The organism is Streptomyces sp. S4.7, assembly GCF_010384365.1.
In the GTDB taxonomy this organism is placed as follows: domain Bacteria; phylum Actinomycetota; class Actinomycetes; order Streptomycetales; family Streptomycetaceae; genus Streptomyces.
The window spans coordinates 4154445-4178405 of record NZ_CP048397.1; the positions used below are offsets into that span (position 1 = coordinate 4154445).

The 23961-nt window shown below is 70.8% G+C and carries 21 protein-coding genes; 12 read left to right on the forward strand and 9 right to left on the reverse strand.

Features of this window, described 5'->3' with window-relative positions; all coding sequences use genetic code 11:
• Positions 1 to 48: 48 nt before the first annotated feature.
• Together SSPS47_RS18525 and SSPS47_RS18530 are read left to right on the forward strand one after the other, a co-directional pair.
• Complete coding sequence (locus SSPS47_RS18525; RefSeq protein ID WP_164252049.1) at positions 49 to 1446, forward strand: MFS transporter; 1398 nt, start codon at positions 49 to 51, stop codon at positions 1444 to 1446.
• Positions 1443 to 2675 (forward strand): FAD-dependent monooxygenase, encoded by a 1233-nt coding sequence (locus tag SSPS47_RS18530; RefSeq protein WP_164252050.1) that lies wholly within the window; start codon positions 1443 to 1445, stop codon positions 2673 to 2675. The genes SSPS47_RS18525 and SSPS47_RS18530 overlap by 4 nt, the downstream gene beginning before the upstream one ends.
• Here the strand turns inward: SSPS47_RS18530 and SSPS47_RS18535 are convergent.
• Both SSPS47_RS18535 and SSPS47_RS18540 read right to left on the reverse strand, forming a co-directional pair.
• Positions 2659 to 2895 (reverse strand): DUF397 domain-containing protein, encoded by a 237-nt coding sequence (locus SSPS47_RS18535; RefSeq protein WP_164252051.1) that lies wholly within the window; start codon positions 2893 to 2895, stop codon positions 2659 to 2661. The genes SSPS47_RS18530 and SSPS47_RS18535 overlap by 17 nt on opposite strands.
• Positions 2892 to 3728 carry a helix-turn-helix transcriptional regulator gene (locus tag SSPS47_RS18540; protein ID WP_164254695.1) on the reverse strand — a complete coding sequence of 279 codons (837 nt, stop codon included), beginning with the start codon at positions 3726 to 3728 and terminating at the stop codon, positions 2892 to 2894. Before SSPS47_RS18540 ends, SSPS47_RS18535 begins: the two co-directional genes overlap by 4 nt.
• An 81-nt stretch (positions 3729 to 3809) precedes the next feature.
• On the opposite strand from SSPS47_RS18540, the gene SSPS47_RS18545 reads away from it, so the two are divergent.
• Together SSPS47_RS18545 and SSPS47_RS18550 are read left to right on the forward strand one after the other, a co-directional pair.
• Positions 3810 to 4322: a hypothetical protein gene (locus SSPS47_RS18545; RefSeq protein ID WP_343234893.1), complete on the forward strand. Its 513-nt coding sequence runs from the start codon at positions 3810 to 3812 to the stop codon at positions 4320 to 4322.
• 144 nt (positions 4323 to 4466) lie between these two features.
• Positions 4467 to 7247, forward strand: coding sequence for an ADP-ribosyltransferase (locus SSPS47_RS18550; RefSeq protein WP_164252052.1), 2781 nt, complete (start codon positions 4467 to 4469; stop codon positions 7245 to 7247).
• A gap of 81 nt (positions 7248 to 7328) precedes the next feature.
• Here SSPS47_RS18550 and SSPS47_RS18555 read toward each other — a convergent pair whose 3' ends face one another.
• From SSPS47_RS18555 to SSPS47_RS18565, 3 genes are all read right to left on the reverse strand, one after another.
• On the reverse strand, positions 7329 to 8576 hold the full coding sequence (locus SSPS47_RS18555; protein ID WP_164252053.1) for a sialidase: 1248 nt from the start codon (positions 8574 to 8576) through the stop codon (positions 7329 to 7331).
• A 201-nt stretch (positions 8577 to 8777) separates the two neighbouring features.
• The gene (locus tag SSPS47_RS18560; protein WP_164252054.1) at positions 8778 to 9962 is read right to left on the reverse strand and encodes an SGNH/GDSL hydrolase family protein; all 1185 of its coding nucleotides are present in this window, start codon (positions 9960 to 9962) and stop codon (positions 8778 to 8780) included.
• 71 nt (positions 9963 to 10033) lie between these two features.
• Positions 10034 to 10609 carry a TetR/AcrR family transcriptional regulator gene (locus SSPS47_RS18565; protein WP_147873603.1) on the reverse strand — a complete coding sequence of 192 codons (576 nt, stop codon included), beginning with the start codon at positions 10607 to 10609 and terminating at the stop codon, positions 10034 to 10036.
• A 133-nt stretch (positions 10610 to 10742) separates the two neighbouring features.
• Here SSPS47_RS18565 and SSPS47_RS18570 point away from each other — a divergent pair, with 133 nt between their 5' ends.
• Positions 10743 to 11213, forward strand: coding sequence for a VOC family protein (locus tag SSPS47_RS18570; RefSeq protein ID WP_164252055.1), 471 nt, complete (start codon positions 10743 to 10745; stop codon positions 11211 to 11213).
• Between the two features lie 96 nt (positions 11214 to 11309).
• On the opposite strand, the gene SSPS47_RS18575 is transcribed toward SSPS47_RS18570, so the two are convergent.
• From SSPS47_RS18575 to SSPS47_RS18585, 3 genes are all read right to left on the reverse strand, one after another.
• Positions 11310 to 13355 carry a serine/threonine-protein kinase gene (locus SSPS47_RS18575; RefSeq protein WP_164254705.1) on the reverse strand — a complete coding sequence of 682 codons (2046 nt, stop codon included), beginning with the start codon at positions 13353 to 13355 and terminating at the stop codon, positions 11310 to 11312.
• Positions 13356 to 13526: 171 nt separating this feature from the next.
• Positions 13527 to 14012 (reverse strand): MarR family transcriptional regulator, encoded by a 486-nt coding sequence (locus tag SSPS47_RS18580; RefSeq protein ID WP_164252056.1) that lies wholly within the window; start codon positions 14010 to 14012, stop codon positions 13527 to 13529.
• Positions 14009 to 14605 carry a DJ-1/PfpI family protein gene (locus SSPS47_RS18585; RefSeq protein WP_164252057.1) on the reverse strand — a complete coding sequence of 199 codons (597 nt, stop codon included), beginning with the start codon at positions 14603 to 14605 and terminating at the stop codon, positions 14009 to 14011. The genes SSPS47_RS18580 and SSPS47_RS18585 overlap by 4 nt, the downstream gene beginning before the upstream one ends.
• 156 nt (positions 14606 to 14761) lie before the next feature.
• Here SSPS47_RS18585 and SSPS47_RS18590 point away from each other — a divergent pair, with 156 nt between their 5' ends.
• From SSPS47_RS18590 to SSPS47_RS18605, 4 genes are all read left to right on the forward strand, one after another.
• Positions 14762 to 16141, forward strand: coding sequence for an aspartate aminotransferase family protein (locus SSPS47_RS18590; RefSeq protein ID WP_164252058.1), 1380 nt, complete (start codon positions 14762 to 14764; stop codon positions 16139 to 16141).
• Between the two features lie 123 nt (positions 16142 to 16264).
• Complete coding sequence (locus tag SSPS47_RS18595) at positions 16265 to 16966, forward strand: GntR family transcriptional regulator (protein ID WP_164252059.1); 702 nt, start codon at positions 16265 to 16267, stop codon at positions 16964 to 16966.
• Between the two features lie 11 nt (positions 16967 to 16977).
• Positions 16978 to 19530, forward strand: coding sequence for a dolichyl-phosphate beta-glucosyltransferase (locus SSPS47_RS18600; RefSeq protein ID WP_164252060.1), 2553 nt, complete (start codon positions 16978 to 16980; stop codon positions 19528 to 19530).
• Positions 19531 to 19733: 203 nt separating this feature from the next.
• Positions 19734 to 20384: a hypothetical protein gene (locus SSPS47_RS18605; protein WP_164252061.1), complete on the forward strand. Its 651-nt coding sequence runs from the start codon at positions 19734 to 19736 to the stop codon at positions 20382 to 20384.
• Positions 20385 to 21081: 697 nt separating this feature from the next.
• Here SSPS47_RS18605 and SSPS47_RS18610 read toward each other — a convergent pair.
• Positions 21082 to 21888 (reverse strand): SLATT domain-containing protein, encoded by an 807-nt coding sequence (locus tag SSPS47_RS18610; RefSeq protein WP_164254708.1) that lies wholly within the window; start codon positions 21886 to 21888, stop codon positions 21082 to 21084.
• A 328-nt stretch (positions 21889 to 22216) separates the two neighbouring features.
• Between SSPS47_RS18610 and SSPS47_RS18615 the strand changes: the two genes are divergently transcribed.
• The 3 genes from SSPS47_RS18615 to SSPS47_RS18625 all read left to right on the forward strand — a co-directional run bounded on the left by SSPS47_RS18615 (position 22217) and on the right by SSPS47_RS18625 (position 23913).
• Complete coding sequence (locus tag SSPS47_RS18615) at positions 22217 to 22552, forward strand: YbaB/EbfC family nucleoid-associated protein (RefSeq protein WP_147873610.1); 336 nt, start codon at positions 22217 to 22219, stop codon at positions 22550 to 22552.
• A gap of 103 nt (positions 22553 to 22655) precedes the next feature.
• On the forward strand, positions 22656 to 23255 hold the full coding sequence (recR, locus tag SSPS47_RS18620; protein ID WP_147873611.1) for a recombination mediator RecR: 600 nt from the start codon (positions 22656 to 22658) through the stop codon (positions 23253 to 23255).
• Positions 23248 to 23913 (forward strand): DUF5063 domain-containing protein, encoded by a 666-nt coding sequence (locus tag SSPS47_RS18625; RefSeq protein WP_164252062.1) that lies wholly within the window; start codon positions 23248 to 23250, stop codon positions 23911 to 23913. Before recR ends, SSPS47_RS18625 begins: the two co-directional genes overlap by 8 nt.
• Positions 23914 to 23961: the final 48 nt, after the last annotated feature.

The following is a 23961-nucleotide window of genomic DNA, read 5'->3' on the forward strand; positions in this document are numbered from 1 at the left end:
GGTCGCGACGTTGACCCGTGCTCGTCCGGCAATGACGGAAGGACATCCATGACCGCGACTCAGGCTCCACCGGTCCGCATCGGGAAGGCCGCTGTCCGGGCCCTCGGCATGCTGGCACTCGCCACCGGTGCCTTGGAGTCGGTGGTGACGCCGACGCTCCCGCTCCTGCAACGAGAACTGCGCATGAGCCCCGCCGAAGGGGCGTTACTCAGCATCGTGCTGCTCATCACCGGCGCGCTCATCACACCGGTGGCGGGCAAGTTCGGTGACCGCTACGGCGGAAAACGGGTCCTGATCCGGCTGATGGCGGTGGTGTGCGCCGGCGGGCTGGTGTCCGCCGTGGCGCCGAATCTGCCCGTGCTGCTGCTCGGCCAGATACTCCAGGGAGCGATGGTGGGCGCGCTGCCCCTGTCGTTCATCCTCGTGCGCGAACACCTCCCCGCGGGAGAGGCGAAGGTGGCCATCGGGGTGGTCAGCGGGTTGTTCGTCGGGGGCGGGATGGCGGGAACGCTGTCGGCCGGGCCGGTGGCGGAAGGGCTCTCCCGGCACTGGATGTTCGCGCTGCCGACACTCGCGGTCATCGGCTCCACCGTGCTGGTGAACAGGCTGATGCCCCAGGATCCGCCCGGCCGTTCGGACGACTCCGGCATCGACTGGCCCGGCCTGGTCCTCCTGAGCGGGACGCTGATCACGCTCATGCTCGTCCTCGCGACGGCGCCCGACCTCGTCTCCCAGCCCCTCGTACTCGGCGCCCTCATCCTGGTCCTGGCCGCCTTCGTGGCCGGATGGACAGCCGTTGAGCGCCGTGCGGCCTCACCGATGGTCGATCTGCGCATGCTGGCACGGCCCGCCGTGTGGAAGTCGTGCGTGCTGACATTCGTGATCTGCGTCGGTACGTCGGTGCCCGTCTACCTCGTCCCGCAGCTCCTCGCGGTGTCCTCCGACGCGTACGGGTTCGGGGCCAGTGCCACCGAGATAGGCTTCTTCCTGCTGCCCGGCGCCGTCGCCGCGGCGCTGGCCGGACCGATCGCCGGGATCGGAGCACGGCGTTTCGGCTCGCGTGCCGTCGTCACCGCAGGGGCCGTCATCATGGTCGGCGCCCTGATCGCCCTGGCGGCCGTGCACACCGAGGTCTGGCACCTGGTCATCGGCAAGATGCTGGTCGCGCTCGCCAACGGCCTGTGCGTCACCGCGATGGTCACGAGCACCGCCACATCCGTCGACCAGGGCGACACCGGCATCGCCACCAGTCTGGTCCTGGTGACCCGGGTGCTCGGCTTCGCCGTGGGCGTCCAGGTCAGTGGCGCGATCCTCACCGCCGCGACCCCGGCCGGATCGGACGTCCCCGCCGAATCCGCCTTCGTCACCGGCTTCCTCATAGCCGCCGTCGTCACGGCGCTGTCCCTGCTCGTCGCCCGCACCATGAACAAGGGAGTCAAGGAATGACCCGCACCCATCAGTTGAGGAATCAGCCGAGGAACGCCCTTACCACGCCGGGACGCACGGCCCTGATATCCGGGGCCGGCATCGCGGGCCCCGCCCTCGCGTACTGGCTGAACCGCCACGGATTCGCGGTCACGGTGGTCGAGAAGGCGGGCGCGCTCCGCGACGGCGGCTACCCGATCGACATACGCGGCACGGCACTTGAGGTCGTACGGAGGATGGGAATCCTGCCACGGCTGCGGGAGGCGCACATCGACCTGCGCCGGCTGACCTTCCTCGACGGGGACGGCGGCGAGGTGGCCTCGGTCGACCCGCACACACTCACGGGCGGTGTCGCGGGAGCGGACGTCGAGATACGGCGCGGGGACCTGACGGACGCCCTCTACGCGGCGGTCCGTGACGACGTGGAGTTCCTGTTCAACGACTCCGTCGCCGCCCTCGACCAGTCCGGCCACGCGGTCGACGTCACCTTCCGCGGGGGCGCCACGCGTACGTTCGACATGGTGTTCGGCGCGGACGGTCCGCACTCACGTACCCGCGAGTTCGTGTTCGGCCCCGAGGAGCGGTTCCACCGGTATCTCGGCTACTGCTTCGCCGGGTTCACCATGCGCAACACCTTCGGCCTGTCCCACGAGACCGTGCTGTGGAACACCCCGGGCAGAGCCGCGGCGCTCTACGCCGTGGGGGAGAACGACGACGTGCACGCCTTCCTGAACTTCGCCCGCCCGGAGCAGCCGTTCGACGCGTTCCGGAACCCGCAATCCCAACGGGACCTGGTCGCCAAGGTCTTCGCCGACGCGCGATGGGAGGTCCCGGGCATGCTCGCCGCCATGGACGACGCGGACGACCTGTTCTTCGACGCCGTCAGCCAGATCCGCATGCCCCGCTGGTCCAGCGGGAGGGTCGCGCTGGTGGGCGACGCCGCGTACGCGCCCTCGTTCCTCACCGGGCAGGGATCGAGCCTCGCGCTCGTCGGCGCGTACATGCTGGCCGCCTCGCTGGCCGACGGGGACCACGTCGCGGGCTTCGCCGCCTACGAACGCGACACCCGTGACTTCGTGACCCTGAACCAGGACCAGGTCGGCGAGGGCGACGCCACGCTCTTCCCCACCACCGCTCGGGCCCTGGAGCAGCGCAACGACATGCTGCGCGGACTCGGCGGCGCCATGCCCGCCGCAGCGGGACGACCGGCCCACTCGGCGCTCGCCCTGCCCCCTATCCGGCCCAGGTGAGGAACGTCTTCCAGGCTGTCGGGGCGACCGCGAAGGTGGGGCCTTCGTGGACCTTCGAGTCGCGGACGTGGATGGCGTGGGGGCAGGTGGCGACCTCTACGCACTCGCCGCCGCTCGGGTTGCTGTAGCTCGACTTGCGCCAGTCGAAGGCGATCTCTACGCAGTCGCCGCCGCTTGGGTTGCTGTAGCTCGACTTGAACCACCGCAGGGTGCTTGTCATTCCAGTTCTCCCGCCAACCGCTCGATGAGGCCCAGCGATTCGCGAGGACCCAGGGCCTGTGATCGGATCTTCGCATAGCGCTGGGTGTAGGTGCTGGCCTTTGTCGGGTCAGAGATGAGTAGGCATTCCTCCTGTGGCTCCAGGTAGACCAGGCGGTCGTGCTCCGGAGTCTCTACCAGGTTCATATCGCCGTAGGCACCGGCATGCTCGGCGCTCAGGCCGCAATCCAGGGGCAGCACCTGAAGCGTCACGTTACGGCGCTTCCCGCACTCCGCCAAGTGCGAAAGCTGGTCACGCATGACCTCCCGGCTCCCGATCGTCCGCAGTAGCACCGCCTCCTCCAGAATCAGCTCGATCAACGCCACCGGCTCCCGGTCGAAGAGTGCCTTCCGCGCCATCCTCGCCTCGACCAATTCCTCGACCCGCTGTTCGGAAAGGGGCGGATAGCCTCCGCCGATGAGCGCCCGTGCGTACGCCTCCGTCTGGAACAGGCCGTGCACCACCAGCGTCGCGTACAGGCACAGGCCGACCGCTTTCTGCTCCAGCAGCACATAGTTCTTGAACTGCGCCGGGTACTTGTCCAGCCTTACGTACTCCCGCGCCTGTTCGAAGATGCCGAGTTCGTCGCCCAGCACTCTTCCCAGTGCCACCAGCATCTGGTCGCTCGCCGGCTGTGCGCAGGTCTCCATCGCGCTAACCGCCGCAGCGGAGAAGCCCGTTTCGACGCCCACCTGTTCCTGCGTCATGCCTTTCTGCAAGCGCATCATGCGGGCGATGTCCGCCACCAACCGCGTCGCCGGGCCCGCCGATTCCTTGTTTTCCGCTCGCGCCATTGCGATCACCGTTTCGACTCGACCGGACTCAACCGGTCACAACTGATCCTCGCTGGATTCGACCTCGCGTAACGGGAGTTCGTGCAGGTCAACTGGTGTCCGACGGCTCCCGCCGTGCCATGGAAAACGCTACCGGCGACTACACAGAATGTCTGCGTGAATACACAGAATGAGCGTTCATGGGGTCACTGGCTACCCAAGACGGGATTTCAACTCCGCAAGGCCGGTGTGCGATTCGACGCCGTCCGCGTCGACGGGGCCGAAGGGCGGCGGCTCGCCGACATGATGGACTCCATCACGGCGGGAGATCCCGGGCCCATCGTGACCGAGTCGAATCGGTGCCGGGCGGTGTACTTCTATCTGCCCGCCGGGAGTACCGCGCACCGGGTCTGGGCGCCGGGGGTGACGCAATTCAACTCAGTGAGTGGGACGGTGAGTTACGTACCGGTGCCCGCCCTCAGCGGGGACACGTGGCCCCTTTTCTGGTACTGCCCGCCCTCGAATCCGGATCGCTTCGTCCATCCGGCGATCCTGCGCAATGCCGCTGCCGCGCTGTTCGGCCACCCGATGTCATTCGCCGAAGAGGAGAGCTGATGCGGCGTGAGGTGGGTCCGGCGTGGGCCCTGACGTGGGTCTGAGGGCCCTTCGGATTGGGTCTTGGTTCTACCTACCTTGATCGCATACGCGTCGCGGCTGGGGGAGCCGGACTTCTTTTTGCAGTTGGTGGAAGGGTTTCCCGTGTCGGACTCGAAGGGCCTGGCGTTCCAGGCCGGCGCACCGCCGCACCGCTGGGAGTTGCCGAGATCACTCGCAGCGACCCGGGTTCTCCTGTATCTGATGTTCGGTCTGACGCTGCTGGGCGGCGTCGGCGTGCTGAACTCGCTTTTGGAGCTGGGCACTCGCATCACGCCGGCGCTGGGTTTCGCGGCGGTCTACGCGATGGTGCCGGGTATCGCGGCCGTGGTCCTGGCGCGGCGGCTGTGGACCGGGGGCAAAGCGGTCTGGTTCGCGTTGATAGGTCTCCAGGCGTGGCTGCTGGTCGGCAGTGTCGCCAATCTGTACGCGGGCTCGGAGCGCGGGATCAGTCAACTGCTGCTGCCGGGTGCCTTGTTGGCGCTGATCAGTGTGGGTGCGAGCCGGGCCTGGTTCGAGCTGCCTGCGGAGCAGCGGGCCGTGAGGCCGCGCTGGACGTTTGAGCGCTTGCGACGGGACGGGGTCCCGTCGATTCCGCACCTGATCACCTGGCGCCGGAACCGCGGTCAGTCGACGGTCGAGTACGTGGGGCTGGTCGGTCTGGTCGCGCTCATCATCGCCGCGCTCATGATGACCGGCGTGGGAACCCAGGTTGCGGACGGGCTTCAGACGCAGGTCTGCAAGATCCTCGGCGGCGACTGCGAGTCGACGACGGTCGGGCAGGACGAGGGTGAGGCCGGCGGTGTTTCCAGCGGTGGGGGCGGCTCTACCGGCGGTGGGAACAACGGCGGTGGGAACAACGGCGGCGGTGACAACGGCGGCGGTGGGAACAACGGCGGCGGTGACAGCGGCGGCGGCGGTGACAACGGCGGCGGTGACAGCGGCGGCGGCGACAACGGCGGCGGTGGGAACAACGGCGGCGGTGACAGCGGCGGCGACTCCGATGGAGACGACTCCGGTGGCGGTGATTCCGGTAGTGGCAGCAACGGTGGCGGAAACTCCGGCGGTGGTGACAGCGGGGGTGACTCCGGTGGCAGTTCCTCGGGCGGTAGTTCCTCGGGCGGTAGTTCCTCGAACGGTGGGAGCTCCGGTGGCGGTGACAGCGGCGGTGGTTCCGACGGCGGTGGCGATTCCGGCGGAAGTTCCGGCGGTTCGTCCAGCGGTGGTTCGTCCAGCGGTGGTTCGTCCAGCGGTAGTTCCTCGAATGGCGGGAGCTCCGGTGGCGGTGACAGCGGCGGTGGTTCCGACGGCGGTGGCGATTCCGGCGGAAGTTCCGGTGGTTCGTCCAGCGGTGGTTCTTCTGGTGGTGGGAGTTCCTCGGGTGGTGGTTCGTCCAGCGGTGGTTCTTCTGGTGGTGGGAGTTCCTCGGGTGGTGGTTCGTCCAGCGGTGGTTCTTCTGGTGGTGGGAGTTCCTCGGGTGGTGGTTCGTCCAGCGGTGGTTCTTCTGGTGGTGGGAGTTCCTCGGGTGGTGGTTCGTCCAGCGGTGGTTCTTCTGGTGGTGGGAGTTCCTCGGGTGGTGGTTCGTCCAGCGGTGGTTCTTCTGGTGGTGGGAGTTCCTCGGGTGGTGGCTCGTCCAGCGGTGGTTCGTCCGGTGGTGGGAGTTCCTCCGGCGGCAGTTCCTCCAGCGGCGGCAACGAGGACGACAAGGACGACGAGGACGAGGACGAGGAGGACGAGGAGGACGAGGAGCCGGAAGTCGAGTGCAATCCGGTCATGGCCCCCTGGGGCATCATGCAGAGCTGCCGGGAAGTCGGCCCCGGTGGTTCCGACAGCGGCGGGAGCAACGGCGGTAACGAGGACGACAAGGACGACGACAAGGACGAGGACGAGGACGAGGACGAGGACGAGGACGACAAGGAAGAGTGCCCGGACGGCACTCAGGTCGCCTACCAGGGCAGTGTGACCGCTGGTGCGGCCGGCAGCGGGCGCTACATCCTCGCCGCGGCCGGGGGCGGCACACGCGTCGCCGTCGCAGGCACCACGCTCGCGGCTCCCGGAGTCGACCCGATGGACATGTTGAACGCGCTGTCCGCGTCCGCCGTCCCCGGGATGGACACGTACCAGGAAGTGGAGGAGAGGGTCCAGAACGCGCTCGGACTCTCCGACCCGCCGCCCCCGCCGATCCGGGACGACCCCAAGCCGGAACCCAAGCCGAAGCCCAAGCCGAAGCCCGAGCCGAAGCCGAAGCCGCCGCATCTCCAGGGCTGCAAGGTCAAGACTCCGATGGACGTCCTGGACAGCATCCCGGACTACAAGCCCGGCAAGGACGGACGGAAGGAATGGTCGGAGGAGGTCGAGAAGATCGCCAAGCAGAATCCGATGACCAAGGACTTCACGGCCGAGGACGCGCTGACCATTGCCGACTACACCGGACCCAAGGCTGCGGAAATCAACAAGTGGCTCCGTAATCCGGCGAACCAGGGCAAGGATCACCCGTTCAAGGACAAGATGGACCGTGCTCTGGAACATCTGCCCCAGGTCGAGGGGACGTTCTACCGAGGCACGTTCATGTCGGACGAGATGATCAAGAAGCTCGCCTCGGGTGAGTCGGTCGAGTTCCCGGAGTACCTCAGTACCTCAAGTGATCCGGCAAAGGCCGAGCGCGCTCTGAAGCAGACGGAGAACAAGAACATCTCCGGTGGTGAGAACGTCCTGCTCGAAGTCGAGACCGACAACGGTCGCAACATCGACCCCCTGTCCCGCTACCGGGGCAAGGAGTCGGAGGTCCTCATTCCGCGCGGCGGCCAGTTCGAGAAGGTCGGCGAGACGACGAAGATCATCGGTGGCAAGGAGTACAAGGTCATCAAGGTGAAGCAGGTGGGCTGACCGGCCTGCCGATGTGGCACGGCCCTGTGCGGTGACCTTTCGGTCGCCGCACAGGGCCGTTGTCATTCCGGGCCCGCGGGATCAGTAGGCGTAGCTGGTGTTTCCGCCGAGGGACGCGGCGACGTTCTCTACCGGCGACTTGGCGTTGAGGGTGGCCACGGCGTCGACACGCGACGTGGTGGTGCGGTCGCCGAGCTGGCCCTCGTTGTTGTGGCCCCAGGCGAAGACGTCGTCGCCGAAGATGGCGATGCCGTGGTTGGCACCCGCCGCGATCTGCTGGGCGCCTTCCAGGCGGGGAATCTGGACGGGCACGGTGCGGTTGGTCCGCGGCGCCTTGGCGTCGGCGTTCACGACGGCATCCGCGTCGGCGTCGTTGCGGTCGGCGTTGGGGTTGGCGCCGGCCGGGGCCTCGGCCTGGAGGAGCTGGTTGTTCTTGTTGCTGCCCCAGCCCCAGACGATGCCCTCGTCCGTGATGGCGTAGTTGTGGTTGGCGCCCGCCTCGATGTCGTTCACGCCGCTCAGCCAGTCGACGTCGACCGGGAGGACCGAGGACTTCGTGGAGGAGTCGCCGAGCTGCCCGTAGGCGTTGTGGCCCCAGGACTTGACGGTCCTGTCGGCGGTCAGAGCCAGCGCGTGGTGGCAGCCGGCGTCGATGTCGGTGACGTTCTCCAGGCCCTCGACCTCGCGGGGCGTGGAGACGGTGGCACGCGTGCCGTTGCCCAGAGCGCCGTACACGCCGCGGCCCCAGGCGTACACCTTGCCGTTCTCCAGCAGCGCGAGGCTGAAGTCGCAGCCGGCCGAGACCTGCTTGACCCTGGCCAGGCCCTGGACGCGGCTCGGGACGGCGCGCGCGTCGCCCGTGCGGCCACTGCCGAGCTGGCCGTAGGTGTTGTCACCCCACGAGTAGACCTGGCCGTTCTCGTTCATCGCGAGCGCGTGCTCACCACCGGCGGCGACGTCCTTGATGTTGGCCAGGCGCGGCACGGTGGTGGGGACGCTCTGGCTCGTGCGGCTGCCGTTGCCGAGCTGGCCGGAGGCGTTGTTGCCCCACGACTTGACGGTCTTCTCCGTCAGGGCGAGCGCGAAGGAGTCGGTCGAGGCGGTGCCACCGGCGGAGATCCGGTCGACATCGCCGCGGAACAGGGTCTTGACGGGGACCGGGCGGGAGCTGTCCGCGCGGTCCCCGTTGCCGAGCTGGCCGGTGCGGCCGGCGCCCCAGCTCAGAACGGACGGGCTGTCCTGGGCGGGCGCGGCGGAGACCGCGGCCATCGGGGTGAGCGTGAGACCGGCGGTCACGGCGGCGGTCAGGAGTGCGCGACTACGGCGCATTGGGGATTCCTCTCAGGATGCTGTGGTCCCGCCCTCGCGGGACCGCATCTGATCATCGGTATGTCCCACAGTCAGCCCCTGAGGCGCGACCGGCCGCACACCCGGATGGACCCGGACGGCGACCCGAACGGCGTGCATGTGCGCGGTGCGCCGCGCGTACTCCGCGGGTGCGGGCCTGCCGGTTTGGTAATGGCGGCGGGCTCAGGGAGCCGGGACGGCCAGGCGGTCGGGAGTGAACGCCCGCTCCGCGAAGCGCTCTCCCATACGGCGGTGGGTGGCCGCGTCCGGGTGGAGTTCGTCCGGGAGCGGGAGCTCCGCGTAGTCCGCCTCCCCGTACAGCTCCCGGCCGTCGAGGTAGCGCAGGTGCGGGTCCAGCGCCGACCGCTGCTCCACGATCCGGGCCAGCTCGTCCCGGATGACGGACAGCGTCAGCTTTCCGGCCGCCCGCTCCGCCGGGTCGCCCGACGCCGTGAAGGTCAGCCGTCCTTCGGCCATGCCGGAGAAGTCGGGGGCGCTCGGGCCCGGGGTGTCCTCGTGGATCGGGCACCAGATCGGCGAGACCACCAGCAGCGGTGTCGTCGGGTGGCCCTCGCGGATGGTGTCGAGGAAGCCGTGTACGGCGGGGGTGAAGGCGCGCAGGCGCATCAGGTCGGCGTTGACCAGGTTGATGCCGATCTTGACGCTGAGCAGGTCGGCCGGGGTGTCCCGCATCGTACGAGCCGTGAACGGGTCGAGCAGCGCGCTGCCGCCGAAGCCCAGGTTGATCAGCTCCACGCCGCCGAGGCCGGCGGCGAGCGCGGGCCAGGTCGTGGTGGGGCTCGCGGCGTCGGAGCCGTGGCTGATCGAGCTGCCGTGGTGCAGCCACACCGGGCGGCCCCGGTCCCGTGGGGGCTCTACGGGGGCGTCGGTGCGCAGGGCGACGAGTTCGGTGGCCTCGTTGTGCGGGAGCCAGATCTCGATGTCCTTGTCGCCCTCCGGCAGATCGCCGAAGCGCAGGGAGCCGGGCGGGCCGGGGGTCTGCTCGGCGGTCCCCGCGGCCATGTCGATGGTCAGGGTGTTGCCTCCGGTGACAACGGCCTGCCCTGCCGGGCGGCCGTCGACCAGCAGGTCGTACACACCGTCGGGGCGGGGCGGGGCGCCCACGTAGACGCGCTTGGTGGGCAGCACGTCCAGTTCGACGACGGTGGCGCGGGTACGGAACGCCAGCCGTACGCCGGAGGGCTGGGCCTCCGCCATGGCCAGCTGGGGGTCGGTGTTCTGGGCGCGGGCCCACGCGGGGAGCCGGTGCGGTACGACGCCGTGCGCGGTCCGCTCCAGTTCGAGGGCGCCGCGCAGGATGTCGGTGGTGACGGGGACGGTGGTCAGGGGGCGGTGCTCGGTGCTCATGGTGTCTGCCTATGGGTGGTCTGTCGCTGATCGTCGGGGGGGCAAGGAGGGGAGGACCCCCGGGGGAGCCGTCAGGGGGTGGTGGGCCAGGTGCGCAGCAGCGTGTCGACGCGGTCCACGATCCACGCCCACGTCTCCTGCGAGTCGGGTGCGCTGTGGCTGAAGCCGCCGGCCGTCTCCAGGCTGATGTAGCCGTGGAAGACGCTGCCCAACAGCCGTACGGCGTGGGTCTGGTCCGGCTCCGTCAGGTCGTAGCCGCGCAGGATCGCGCGCGTCATCCGCGCGTGCCTGGGGCCGGCGCTCGCCGCCGCCGTCTCCGGGTCGAGCGGCAGCCTGGCCGCCGTGTAGCGGCCGGGGTGCTCGCGGGCGTAGTCGCGGTAGACGTTCGCGAAGGCGGCGAGGGCGTCCTTGCCCGCGCGTCCGGCGAGTGCCGTGGAGAGCCGGTCGGCCATCTCCTCCAGGGAGAGCAGCGCGATCCTGGTCAGGAGGTCCTGGGAGCCCTTCAGATGCGAGTACAGACTCGCGACCTTGACGTCGAACTGTTTCGCCAGCGCCGAGACGGTCACCTGGTCGAAGCCGACCTCGTCGGCCAGCTCGGCTCCCGCCAGGACGAGGCGGTCGGTGGTGAGTCCTGCGCGGGGGGACATGGCTCCGGCCTTCCGTTCGGGCTTCCGTTCACTTGCCTAAAGTGATTATGCGCATTCCTAAAGGCTTTAGGCAAGCGTGTGGCTGGTTCAGGCAGCAGCCCCCGTTGTCAGACCCGTCTGGGACCGTGGGGAGATGGATGGGACGAACTCACAGGTGGTTCTGCAGATCACGATCGACTGCGCCGACCCGCAGCGGCTGGTGCCCTTCTGGATCGAGGCGCTCGGCTATGTGCCGGAGCCACCGCCGGGCGGGCACGCCACCTGGCGGGAGTACTGGTCGGACATGGGGCTGCCCGAGGAGGAGCAGCCCGAGGGGGCGGGCGAGATCCCGGAGTCGATCGTCCCTCCGGACGGGGTGGGGCCCAGGGTGTGGTTCCAGCAGGTCCCGGAGGACAAGGTCGTGAAGAACCGGGTGCATCTGGATCTCAAGGTGGGCGGCGGGCGCGAGGTGCCGCTGGCCGTACGGAAGGAGCGCATCACCGCGAAGGCGGACCGGCTGACGGCCGCGGGGGCGACGGTGTCGCGGGTGATGGACGAGCCGGGCATGGACTACTTCGGGATCGTGCTCCAGGACCCGGAGGGGAACGAGTTCTGCGTGGGGTAGCGGCGGAGGGTGCGGGCGCGCCCGGGGCCCTGTCGGGCTCTCCGGCAATCTTTGGTCCGGCAGTCTCCGGTCCGTCGGTTTACGGTCGTTCGGTCCCTAGTCGTTCTTCGTGTACGTCACCGATTCGCCGTCCGACGTCGTGACCCGGCGCAGGCGGCCGTCCGGGAGGATCGTCAACTCCGTTGCCGCGCCCGGTGTGCACGAGGACATCGGCCGGCCCTCCGTCACCTCGGACGGGCCGATCCTCAGCGGGCCGTCCGAGGAGCCCGGCGCCCCGCCGAGCGCGGCCTCGAAGACGCAGAGGTACGTCCCGCCGGTGTCGGTCGGGCCCTCCGCCGTCAGTTCGAGCACCGTTTCGCCCACCTCGCCCTGCCGGATGGAGAGTTCGCGGGTGCTGATGCCCGCGGCACCGCCGATGGTGCCGGACCAGGAGCCGAGGTACTTCTTGGGCACGTCGCCGGGACCGGCGTCGTCCGAGGCCGACGGGGAAGGCGACTTCGTCGCCGGGGGCGCGTCCTCGGACGGGGTGTCACCGGCCTGCGACGACTTGTCGTCGGCCTTCCTGTCCCCCTGGCTGTCCGACGCCTCGTCCTTCTCGCTGCCGCTGTCCATGAACGCGTACACCGAACCGCCCGCGCCGAGCGCGACGACCAGCGCGACGGCGATCAGCGCGACCGTGCCACGTGCGCTGCGCCGCGGTTCGGGCTGCGGTGCGGGGGCGGCCGGGCCGTACGGGGGAGTGGGACCGTACGGCGGGGGATGCCCGTACCCGGCGGGCGGCGGACCGTACGGAGGGGTCGCGCCCCACGGCGGGAGCGGTGGCTGGCCCGGCTGGGGATAGCCGTACTGCTGGGGCGGCGGGGGCAGTTGGGGTTCCGGGCTCTGCGGGCTCTGGGGGTAGCCGTACGCCTGGGGCTGCGGCGGCGGCGGTGCCGGAGGCGGGCCCACGTCCGGCGACCCCGCGCCGATCATCGTCGCCATGCCGTGTACGCCGTTGCCGCCGCCCCGGCCGGGGCCGCCCGGAGGCGGCGGTATCGAGGCCGGGTCGGTTGCCGGTTCCGAAGCCGGGCCGGGAGCGCGGCCGACGGCGGGGCCGGGAGCCGGCTTCGCCGACGGGGCGAGCGGCGGCGGCTTGGGAACCGACGCTTCCGACGGTGGCTCCGGCGGCTTCGAGAACGCCAGTTCCGTACGCGCGCCGGGCTCCTCGTGGTCCAGCAACTGCACGGCGTGGCTGCCCAGTTGGGCGAGCAGCGCGCCCGGCAGCCAGGGCTCGTCGTCGTCCGGCTCGCCCACCCTGGCCAGGATCTGCGCCGGGGTCGGGCGCTCCTCCGGGTCCTTCTTCAGACAGTCGCCCACCAACTCCCGCAGACCCTCGGGGAGTTCGGACAGGTCCGGTTCCTCCTGCGCGATGCGGAACATCAGCACGTGTACGGCGGTGTCCGCCGTACCGAACGGGAGCCGCCCCGTCGCCGCGTACGCGAGCACCGACCCCAGGCAGAACACGTCGCACGCGGGTGTGATCGGGGTGCCGCGGACCTGCTCGGGCGCCATGAAGCCGGGCGATCCGACCAGGCCACCGGTCCGGGTCAGCCCGGCGCCGGTGACCGTCTCCATCGCGCGGGCGATGCCGAAGTCGATGACCCTCGGGCCCTCGATGGTGACGAGGACGTTGGACGGCTTGAGGTCGCGGTGGATCAGCCCGGCGGAGTGGATGTCCTGGAGGGCGTGGGCGAGCCCCGAGCCGAGTATCCGCACCGAGCGCGCGGGCAGCGGCCCGTGTGCGCCGGACCCGTGCGGACCCGGCCCGTCCGGACTGGGCCCGCGTGTGCCGGAGACGATGTCCTGGAGCGCGGGCCCGGCCACGTAACCGGTCGCGACCCACGGCACGGCGGCCTCCGTGTTCGCGTCGAGGACCGGCGCGGTCCACGCGCCGCCGACCCGCCGGGCCGCGGCGACCTCCAGCCGGAAGCGGTTGCGGAACTCGTCCTGCTCGGCGAGTTCCTTGCGTACGAGCTTCACCGCGACCGTACGACCCCGGTCCGAGCGCGCCAGATAGACCTGCCCCATGCCCCCCGCACCGAGGCGCGCCAGCAACCGGTAGGCGCCGATGCGCTGTGGATCTCCTGCTGCCAGCTTCTCCATGGCCGTACGGCCCTCCCCCAGATGCCCGAGCCCAACGGGCCCGAGGATAGTGCCGGAGCCGTCGCACTGCGCGGTCACGGGAGATCCGGATGCCTGCCCGTCGGCGGAGGCCGGTCCACCGCCCGGACCCCCGGCCCGCTACCGGCCCGCTACCGGCCCGCTACCGGCCCGCTACCGGTCCGAACGGTGGCCGATCGCGTCCATCGCCTCCGACAGCCGCTCCAGCACCCGCACCGTCTCGGCGAAGTCCGCCGCCCCCAACTCCTGTGCGAGGCGCGTCGCGAGAGCCGCGTGGCCGGGCGTGATCTCTTGGATCGCCGCGCGGCCCGCCTCGGTCGGCGTGAGCAGTTTCGCGCGGCGGTGGGCCGGGTTCGGCTCGTACGCCGCCAGCCCGCGCTCGACCAGCAGGTCCGCGATCCGCTGCACGCTCTGCCGGGTGATGCCCATCGCACGGGCGACCCCGGAGACGGGCAACGGCTGCGGCAGCACGGCTCCGAGGACCTGCCACCAGGCCGCCGTCAGACCCGCCGGGGCAGCCAACTCATCTGCCACGGCTAGGAATTGACCGTTGAGCCGGAAGACGCCGAGCGCGCTCCTGCTGAGCAGCTCCGGGTGGGCCACCTCTTCGCCCCGCCCGGTCGCCGCCCGCTCCGTCATGAGTTGAGGGTCTCGAACGCGTTCGCGTCCGAGTTCTTGAACAGCCGGTACCAGGCGTCCAGCTTCTCGCCCTCGTACACGCCCAGCAGCGCGAAGATCTCGCGGGCGAAGGCGACGGGCTCGGTCGGTCCGGCCGTGATCACGTTACCGTCCGTGACCGCGTCCGCGTCGCGGTAGTGCTCGCCGCCCGCGTACCCCGTCGCGTCCAGATAGTGGCTGACAGCGCTGGTGTGCGCCCGGTCGTCCAGCAGCCCCTCGCGGGCCAGCCCCGCCGTGGCGCCGCAGATCGCGGCGACGGGGAAGCCCAGCCCCACCAGCCGCCGGGCGGCGCGGGCGAACGGCGCCAGCTCGTCCCCGGTGTCCCAGAGTCCGGCGCCCGGGAGGATGAACACCGCCGTGTCACCGGGCTCGCCGAGCTGGTCGAGCGCGATGTCGGGCTCGATGCGCAGACCGCCCATGGTGGTCACCGACTCGGAGGCCGGGCCGACGGTCCGCACGGTGAAGCCGTTCTGGGCGAAATGCGCGGTGGCGTACCCGGTCTCCCAGTCGGCGAGGGTGTCGTACACGGCGAGGTAAACGGTCTTGCCGGTCATGGTGGCCTCCTCGGTTGTATGACAGCAGCCTGTCATTTAGGCAGTGTGCTGTCAATGGTGAGGGGTGCGCGGGGCGACAACCTGCCGAGTCCCACCGCGCACACCGGAACAGGATGGTCATTTCGGCCCCCGCCCGTCCCTCTCTACGCTGGCCGCATGACCCCTCACCTCGACGTCGACCCTCTCGACGCTGCCGACCCGAAGGCAGGCGCGGCCGTCAAGGCCGCCGACCGTGCGCATGTGTTCCACTCCTGGTCCGCCCAGGAACTGATCGACCCGCTCGCCGTCGCCGGCGCCGAGGGCTCGTACTTCTGGGACTACGAGGGCAACCGCTACCTCGACTTCACCAGCGGCCTCGTCTTCACCAACATCGGCTATCAGCACCCCGCCGTCGTGGCCGCGATCCAGGAGCAGGCGGGCAGGCTCAGCACCTTCGCGCCCGCCTTCGCCGTCGACGTACGCTCCGAGGCCGCCCGCCTCATCGCCGAGCGCACCCCCGGCGACCTCGACAAGATCTTCTTCACCAACGGCGGCGCGGAGGCCGTCGAGAACGCCGTACGGATGGCCCGGCTGCACACCGGCCGCCCCAAGGTTCTCTCCGCCTACCGCTCGTACCACGGCTCCACCTCCACCGCGATCAATCTGACCGGTGACCCGCGCCGCTGGGCGTCCGACTCCGGCAGCGCGGGCGTCGTCCGCTTCTGGGCGCCGTTCCTCTACCGTTCGCCCTTCTACGCCACCACCGAGGCACAGGAGTGCGCCCGCGCGCTGGAGCATCTGGAGGCGACCATCGCCTTCGAGGGACCCGCGACGATCGCCGCGGTCGTGCTGGAGACGATCCCCGGCACGGCGGGCGTCATGACGCCGCCGCCCGGATACCTGGCGGGCGTGAGGGAGCTGTGCGACCGGCACGGCATCCTCCTCGTCCTGGACGAGGTGATGGCGGGCTTCGGCCGCACCGGCGCGTGGTTCGCCGCCGACCACTTCGACGTCGTGCCGGACCTGCTGACCTTCGCGAAGGGCGTCAACTCCGGCTACGTACCACTCGGCGGAGTCGCGATCTCCGCCGCCGTCGCGGACACCTTCGCGACCCGCCCCTACCCAGGCGGCCTCACCTACTCGGGCCACCCGCTGGCCTGCGCGGCGGCCGTCGCGACCCTGCGGGTGATGGCCGAGGAGAAGATCGTCGAGCACGCCGCGCACATCGGCGAGACGGTCCTCGGCCCCGGCCTGCGCGAACTGGCCGACCGGCATCCCTCGGTGGGCGAGGTGCGCGGAATGGGCGTCTTCTGGGCGCTCGACCTCGTACGGGACGGGCAGACGCGCGAGCCGCTGGTGCCGTACAACGCGACCGGCGAGGCGAACGCGCCGATGGCCGCGTTCGCCGCCGCGTGCAAGAAGGGCGGTCTGTGGCCGTTCGTGAACATGAACCGTACGCACGTGGTGCCGCCCTGCAACGTCACGGAGGCGGAGGCGAAGGAAGGGCTCACGATCCTGGACGCGGCGCTGTCGGTGGCGGACGAACACGTGGTGTGACGGGTGCTTCGCCCTCGATCGCCGGACGGGGTTCGCAGGAGCCCGTCCGGCGATCGAGGGCACGAAGGTCCCTCCCGGCACCTGGCTTAAGGTGTGCGAAGCCGGACGAGGGGACGAACACCAATGCCCGCCAGCGGAGCTGTGACCCGCAACACCCTGCGGCAGCAGATCGCGGACGCACTGCGTGACGAGGTGCTGGCGGGGCGTTTGCTCCCGGGCGAGGAGTTCACCGTCAAGCACATCGCCGAGCAGTACGGCGTGTCGGCGACCCCCGTCAGGGAGGCGCTGGTCGACCTGTCCGCGCAGGGGCTGCTCGACTCCGACCAGCACCGGGGCTTCCACGTCCACCAGTTCACCGTCGCCGACTTCCGCGCCATGGTCGAGGCGCGCTCACTGATCGCCGACGGCATCTTCCGCCGGATCGCGGTGACCCCGATCGGACGGGTGCGGTCGGAGACGCTGGTCTCGGTACGGCGCCGCGCCGAGGAGGCCGGGCGGGCGGCCAAGGGCGGGGACCTGGACATCCTGATCGGGTACGACCTGCGGTTCTGGCGGGAGCTGGCCGCGCTCGTCGCGAACCAGTACATCTGCGACTTCCTGCACCGCATGCGCGTCCAGGCGTGGGTGTTCTCCGTGCCGTTCCTCCGCGCCGACAGAGCCTGCCGCGACTCGCTGTGGAGCGGGCACGAGCAGCTGGTCGACGCGATCACGCTCGGCGACACGGAGGCCGCGCGCACGGTCGTGGACGACTGCGACGCGCTCGCCCTGGCGTGGGCGGACCGGCTGGAGCCGGAGCAGCCGGAGCCGGGACGTCCGCGGAAGTGAGCGGCCACGCGATGAGCGGACGCACGGAGACGGGCGCGGACCCGCGCACCGGTCCCGACCCCGCCATACCCGGCGGGGACGGCGGCGGGAGCGCGGTGGACCTGACCGTCGTCGTTCCCGCGTACAACGAGGAACGCCGGCTGCGCCCCACCCTCGACGCCATCTGCGCGCATCTGAGCGCCGACCCGGACCGCTGGGGCGACTGGGAGCTGATCGTCGTGGACGACGGCTCGACGGACGGCACCGCCGCCGTCGCGGCGGCGGCCGCCTCGGACGAGCCCCGCATCCACGTGCTGACGAGCCGGGAGAACCGCGGCAAGGGGTACGCCCTGCGGCAGGGCGTACTGGCGTCGTACGGCAGGCGCGTACTGGTCACGGACGCCGATCTGGCGACGCCGATAGAGGAACTGGACGCGCTGGACGCGCTGCTGACACCGGACGACGGCCCGTACGACGTCGGCCCGGACGAGGGCGAGCCGTACGCGTACGACGACGCCCCCGCCGCCGCGATCGGCTCCCGCGCCCTCCCCGGCTCCCGCATAGACGTCCACCAGCGCCCCCTGCGCGAATGGCTCGGCCGCCTCGGCAACCGCCTCATCCGGCTCGTCGCGGTACGCGGCATAAGCGACACCCAGTGCGGCTTCAAACTCTTCGACGGCGACAAGGCGCGCGCCGCCTTCGCCGCCTCCCGCCTCGACGGCTGGGGCATCGACGTCGAGATCCTGCGTCACTTCCGCCGCGCGGGCTGGCCCGTCGCCGAGGTGCCGGTGCGCTGGTCGCACCAGACCGGTTCCAAGGTCCGGGCGACGGACTACGGCCGCGTACTGCTGGAACTCCTGCGGCTGCGCACCCGCACCCGCCCCGTGGACCTCGCGGTCGGCGGTCTCTTCCTCCTCGCGTCCGTCCTTCACTACAAGGGCCTGTGGACGGATCTCGACCGCGCGTACCTCGCCGACTCCATGCAGGACCAGAACCAGTGGGAGTGGTTCTTCGCCGTCACCGCCGACAACGTGGTGAACCTGCGCAATCCGCTGTTCACCACGTACCAGGGCTATCCCGACGGGGTGAACCTGATGGCGAACACGGTCATGCTCGGCCTGTCCGTCCCCCTCACGCCCGTCACGCTCCTCTTCGGCCCGACGGTGACGTGGGCGCTGGTCCTCACGCTCGGTCTGACGGGCACGGCCGTCGCCTGGTACTGGCTGTTCGTACGCCGTGTCACGCGCGTGCGCCCGGCGGCGGCCCTCGGCGCGGCGCTCGCCGCGTTCGCGCCGCCGATGATGTCGCACGGCACCGCGCACCCCAACTTCCTCGTCCTCTTCATGATCCCGGTGATCATCGACCGGGCGCTGCGGCTCTGTTCGGCGCAGGAGCGGCGCGTCGTACGGGACGGTGTCCTGCTCGGTCTCTTCGCCGCGTACCAGATCTTCCTCGGCGAAGAACCGTTGCTGCTCGCCGCCATGGGGATGCTGATCTTCGCGTTGTCATACGCGCTCGCGCGCCCCGACGTCGCCCGCGTCGCGGCACGGCCGCTGCTGCGCGGGCTCGGCGTCGCGCTGGCGGTGTGTCTGCCGCTGGTCGCGTTCCCGCTGTACTGGCAGTTCTTCGGCCCGCAGAGCTACCACAGCGTCCTGCACGGCGACAACGCCGGCAACAGCCCGCTCGCCTTCCTGGAGTTCTCCGGCCGCGCGCTGCTCGGCGACGAGACGCGCGCCGACACGCTCGCGATGAACCGCACCGAACAGAACGCCTTCTACGGCTGGCCGTTGACCGCGCTGGCCTTCGGGACAGTGGTGTGGCTGGGGCGTTCACCGCTCGTGAAGGCTCTGCTGGGGACGGTTCTCGTCTCCGCGCTGCTGTCCATGGGGCAGAGGATCCGTATCCCGTTCACGGACGTGGTGCTGCCGGGGCCCTGGCGCGCGCTGGCGCACCAGCCGCTCTTCGAGTCGGTGATCGAGTCCCGGGTGGCGATGATCTGCGCCCCGGCGCTCGGCGTCCTGATCGCGCTCGCGGTGGCCCGGATCACGGACCTCGAACCGCGTGCGCACCGGGTGGTGGGGCTGGTCGCGGTCGTCGCCGCGCTGCTGCCGATCATGCCGACGCCGCAGCCGGTGCGGGAACGGGCGGAGGTGCCGCGGTTCATCACGGACGGCATGTACCGGGACTTCGTCGCCGAGGGCGAGAGCGTCGTCCCCGTGCCGCTGCCGAGCCCGGCCGAGGCGGACGCGCTGCACTGGCAGTCGTCGACGGGCTTCGGCTTCTCGGTGCCCGGCGGTTACTTCAACGGACCGTGGGGCCCCGACCGCATGGGCATCTACGGCGCGTCGCCGCGCTACACCTCGAACCTGCTGCGCGACGTGCGTTACGGCGGCCGGATCCCGGACATCGGGACGAGCTGGCGCGAGCAGGCGAAGCTGGACCTGGCGTTCTGGAAGGCGGGCGTGGTGGTGCTGGCTCCGCAGGACAACGACGAGGCCCTGTACGAGGTCGTCTCGAAACTGCTGGGGCGCCCGGGGGAGCGGATGGGGGGTGCGTGGGTATGGGATATCCCGAGAGCGCGTTGACGAGTACGGCGAGTACGAGGTCGCGGCGGGCGGCCCGGGGCGGTCTGTGCCCGGCCGGTGCCGGTAGTGCCGGTAGTGCAGGCTGTCTTCGCTGATCGCGTTCGCCGCATTACGCTGACCCGACGGTCGGGTTCGTACGTACGTGTACGAATCTGACGCAACCCGACGGAACCCGTTCGAACTCGTTGGAGAGCGAGCCTCCCTTGGCCTGTGACCTGTGGTTGGTCCCCCTCGTCGACGTGCTGTGCTACAGCCCCGACAACCCCTTCGCCGAAGAGATCGCCGTCTACGACAAGGCACTCGGCGACGCCGGGCTGCCGTCCGTTCCCGTCTTCGCCTACATGCCCGGCCTCTCGGGCGACGTCGCACCCGTCGCCGGCTTCGACTACGACGCGCTGCACTTCCTGCGCCGGGCGTACCTGCTCCAGATGTGCGGCCTGGCGGTGACGCCGGTGGGCGAACTGGGCGGTGACTACGAGCAGTTGCTGGAGATGTTCGAGGCGACGGCCCAGCAGTCGCATCTGGTCTGGCACTACGACCACGCGGGCGCGTACGTCCCCGTGGACTACGCGTCCCCGCTCACCAACGAGGAACTCCTCGCGGGCGGCGGCCCGCTGGGCTCGACGCAGGGCCTGCTGCGCGAGCTGGAACTGGTCGCCCCCTCGATCGGCATCGACCCGACCAACCCCCCGGCCGCCCCGGCCCCGCCCCAGGGCCCCACGTCCCTGGAGGAACCGGCGGGCCCGATCCCGTACGACGACAGCCCCTTCGCCCGCGAACGCCACGTCTGGCTGGGCCTGCACGCGGCGGCGACACGGAGCCTGGGCCAGGGCTCAATGATCATCTTCAGCTGACGACCACGACCGAGCGCCCCGGCCGGGCTGCCAAGCCCGCCCGGCGCGCCGTTGGCGCGGCCTGCCGGGTGAACGCGCCCGCGTGGTCGTGCCCGCCGCGCTGCGCGAACCCCCGGCTCACCCGCCGTGCGGGGCGCGTCACGTGCCCCTGGTTCCCACCGCCGGGGGTTGGTTACGGGTCCCCGCCGCGCGCCGTGCGGAAGCGCCGACCTGCCGCGCGGTCGTGCCCGCCGCGCTGTGTGAACCTCCGGCTCACCCGCCGGGTGGACGCCGGGGCCGGTCACGGGCCCCGGCGGCCGGACCGCCGCTTGCGGGAGTACCGGGCCCCGCCGGTCGGCCGCCGGGGCCGGTCACCGCCCCTGCCGCCCGCCGTGCGGAAGCACCGGCCTGCCGGGTGGACGCGCCGACGCGCCCGCGTGGTCGTGCCCGCCGCGCTGCGGGAACCTCCGGCTCACCCGCCGGGTGGACGCCGGGGCCGGTCACGGGCCCCGCCGGCCGGACCGCCGCTTGCGGGAGCACCGGCCCCCGCCGGTCGGCCGCCGGGGCCGGTCACCGCCCCTGCCGCCCGCCGTGCGGAAGCACCGACCTGCCGGGTGGACGCGCCGACGCGCCCGCGTGGTCGTGCCCGCCGCGCTGTACGAACCCCCGGTCCCCCGCCGGGCGGGCAGGGGCAGGCCGGGCCGGGCCGGAAGCGCGACTACCGCACATCCGGCGGGCGCTGGCGTGGCATGTTCGGGCGGGTGCCCGGGGGGAGGGGGAAGCGGCCCGGAGACATCCCGGCGCCCTCCGTCCGTGCCGTACTCCCCATCGCCAGCGACTGCGTCACCAGCGGCGCGGGTCCGGCCCGGTGCTCCACCATCCAGTCCGCCGTCTCCGCCCGCACCAGCTCCGTGACGTCCTCCGAGAACCGCCGCAGCACGCCCAGGCACCGCTCCGCCGCCTCGCTCGCCGTGCCGTCCGAGGGGCCGAGCACCTCCCGTACGCACTCCGACGCCCAGTCGTACTGGAGCGCCTGCAACCGCCGCTCCACCGCCTGCGTCGTCGCGACGTTCCGCATCCAGCCGGACGTCAGCCCGAAGTACCGGTCGCAGCCCAGACAGGCCGCCGCCAGCAGCAGCGCCAGGTACCCCCAGCCGGTGGCCCCGCCCAGTACGTGCGTCAGGTCCAGCAGCGGCAGCGCCGCGCCCGCGGCGACGCCGAGCGCCGCCGAGGCCCGCAGGGCCCGCGCGCAGCGGCGTTTGCGGACGCGCTCCGCGTGGTAGCGGGCGACCGTACGCAGCGCGCCCGCCTCCGCCCACCGGTACAGCTCGTCGAGCCGCCGCGCGGGCTCGCTCCAGTCCCCGGCGGGGAAGGCCCCGGTGAGCGGGTCCCCGAGGGCGCCCAACGGCACGGGCCCAGGTCCCGGACCCGCGCCGTGCGTCCGTCCTCCGCCCCCGCTCCCGTTCACACTCCCCGGCGCACCCCGCGGCACGCCGTCGTCCCGGGCCTGCCCCCCGGGCTGCATGTCCGGCTGGCTCACCGGCACTCCTCTGCGTAGATGCGTGACTCGGCGGAAGATGGAGACGTAGGACTCGACAACTCAAGAGCCCATTGAAGAAGACGTGGAAGACATGGAAGACGTGGAAGCGAACTTGCGTACCGCACTTCCTACCGCCGAATGGTGGGCGCCGTGCCCGAAATCCGGGCGCTTCCACCCCACGGGCCCCGTGATCAGGTAGAGGAGCCGGGCACTCTCACCCGAAAGAGTTCGTTCCTGCGGGTAGGGCGGGCCCCGTGGTGACCACGTAGGCTCGACCTGCCGAACATCCGACGTCGATATGCCAGGAGTGACCGTGATTCCCGGTGGTGGCCAGCCCAACATGCAGGAGATCCTCCAGCAGGCCCAGAAGATGCAGCAGGACCTCGCGGCGGCCCAGGAGGAACTGGCCGCGACCGAGGTCGACGGCCAGTCGGGCGGCGGTCTCGTGAAGGCCACCGTCAACGGCTCCGGAGAGCTGCGTGGCCTCGTCATCGACCCCAAGGCGGTCGATCCCGAAGATACGGAGACGCTCGCCGATCTCGTCATCGCGGCCGTCCAGGCGGCGAACGAGAACGCGCATCAGCTCCAGCAGGAGAAGCTCGGTCCGCTCGCCCAGGGACTCGGCGGGATGCCGGGCATGCCCTTCTAGGGAAGCGCCCCAGCAACTACGGTACGAGCAACTAGCGTACGAGCAAGACGAATACCCACCCACCCACCTCAACTTCCATCTCGCACCTCAGGAAGGCAATCCGTTGTACGAAGGCGTGGTCCAGGACCTCATCGACGAACTGGGCAGGCTGCCCGGCGTCGGTCCCAAGAGCGCGCAGCGGATCGCCTTCCACATCCTTCAGGCCGAACCGACCGACGTCCGCCGCCTCGCGCACTCCCTGCTCGAAGTGAAGGACAAGGTCCGCTTCTGCGAGGTATGCGGCAATGTGGCGCAGGAGCAGCGCTGCGGCATCTGCCGCGACGCGCGCCGCGACCTGACGGTCATCTGCGTCGTCGAGGAGCCCAAGGACGTCGTGGCCATCGAGCGCACCCGCGAGTTCCGCGGCAAGTACCACGTGCTCGGCGGCGCGATCAGCCCCATCGAGGGCGTGGGCCCGGACGACCTGCGGATCCGTGAGCTGCTGGCCCGTCTCGCCGACGGTACGGTCACCGAACTGATCCTGGCGACCGATCCCAACCTGGAGGGCGAAGCCACGGCCACGTATCTCGCACGCATGATCAAACCGATGGGCCTGAAGGTCACACGCCTTGCCAGCGGTCTGCCCGTGGGGGGCGACCTGGAATACGCCGACGAGGTCACGCTGGGGCGTGCCTTCGAGGGGAGACGACTTCTCGATGTCTGACGCAACGCTGCACTCCACCACGCAGGACCCGGACGACTTCGCGGTTCAGATCGCCGATCAGGTCGAGAGTTTCATCGTCGCGGTCACGGAGATCGCGAAGGGCGACGAGCCGGACGTCGCCGTGCCCTTCCTGCTCCTGGAGGTCTCCCAACTGCTCCTGGCCGGCGGTCGGCTGGGCGCGCACGAGGACATCCTTCCCGACGAGCGGTACGAGCCCGACCTGGGCCCGGAGCCGGACGTCGACGACCTGCGCGAGCGCTTCGCGGCGATCCTTGAGCCGATCGACGTGTACTCGGAGGTCTTCGACCCGTACGAGCCCCGCAAGGCGCCGGTCCCGGCCCGTATCTCCGACGACCTGGCCGACATCGTCGCCGACCTGCGGCACGGCATGGCGCACTACCGCGCGGGCCGGACGACCGAGGCGCTGTGGTGGTGGCAGTTCTCGTACTTCTCCAACTGGGGCTCCACGGCCTCGGCCGCCCTGCGCGCCCTCCAGTCCCTGCTGGCCCACGTCCGCCTCGACCAGCCCCTCCCGGAGCTGGACGGCCTGGACACCGACCAGGACCTGGGCGAGGACGCGCTCGCGGAGGAGGCCGGCAAGGTGATGGCGCAGGAGCTGGGCACCCTGGGCATGCGCCCGGTGGCGGACCCCGCGTAGGGGTTCTGGGGCCTGCTGGACTGCTGTCGATGCGCTTGGCGTGCGATC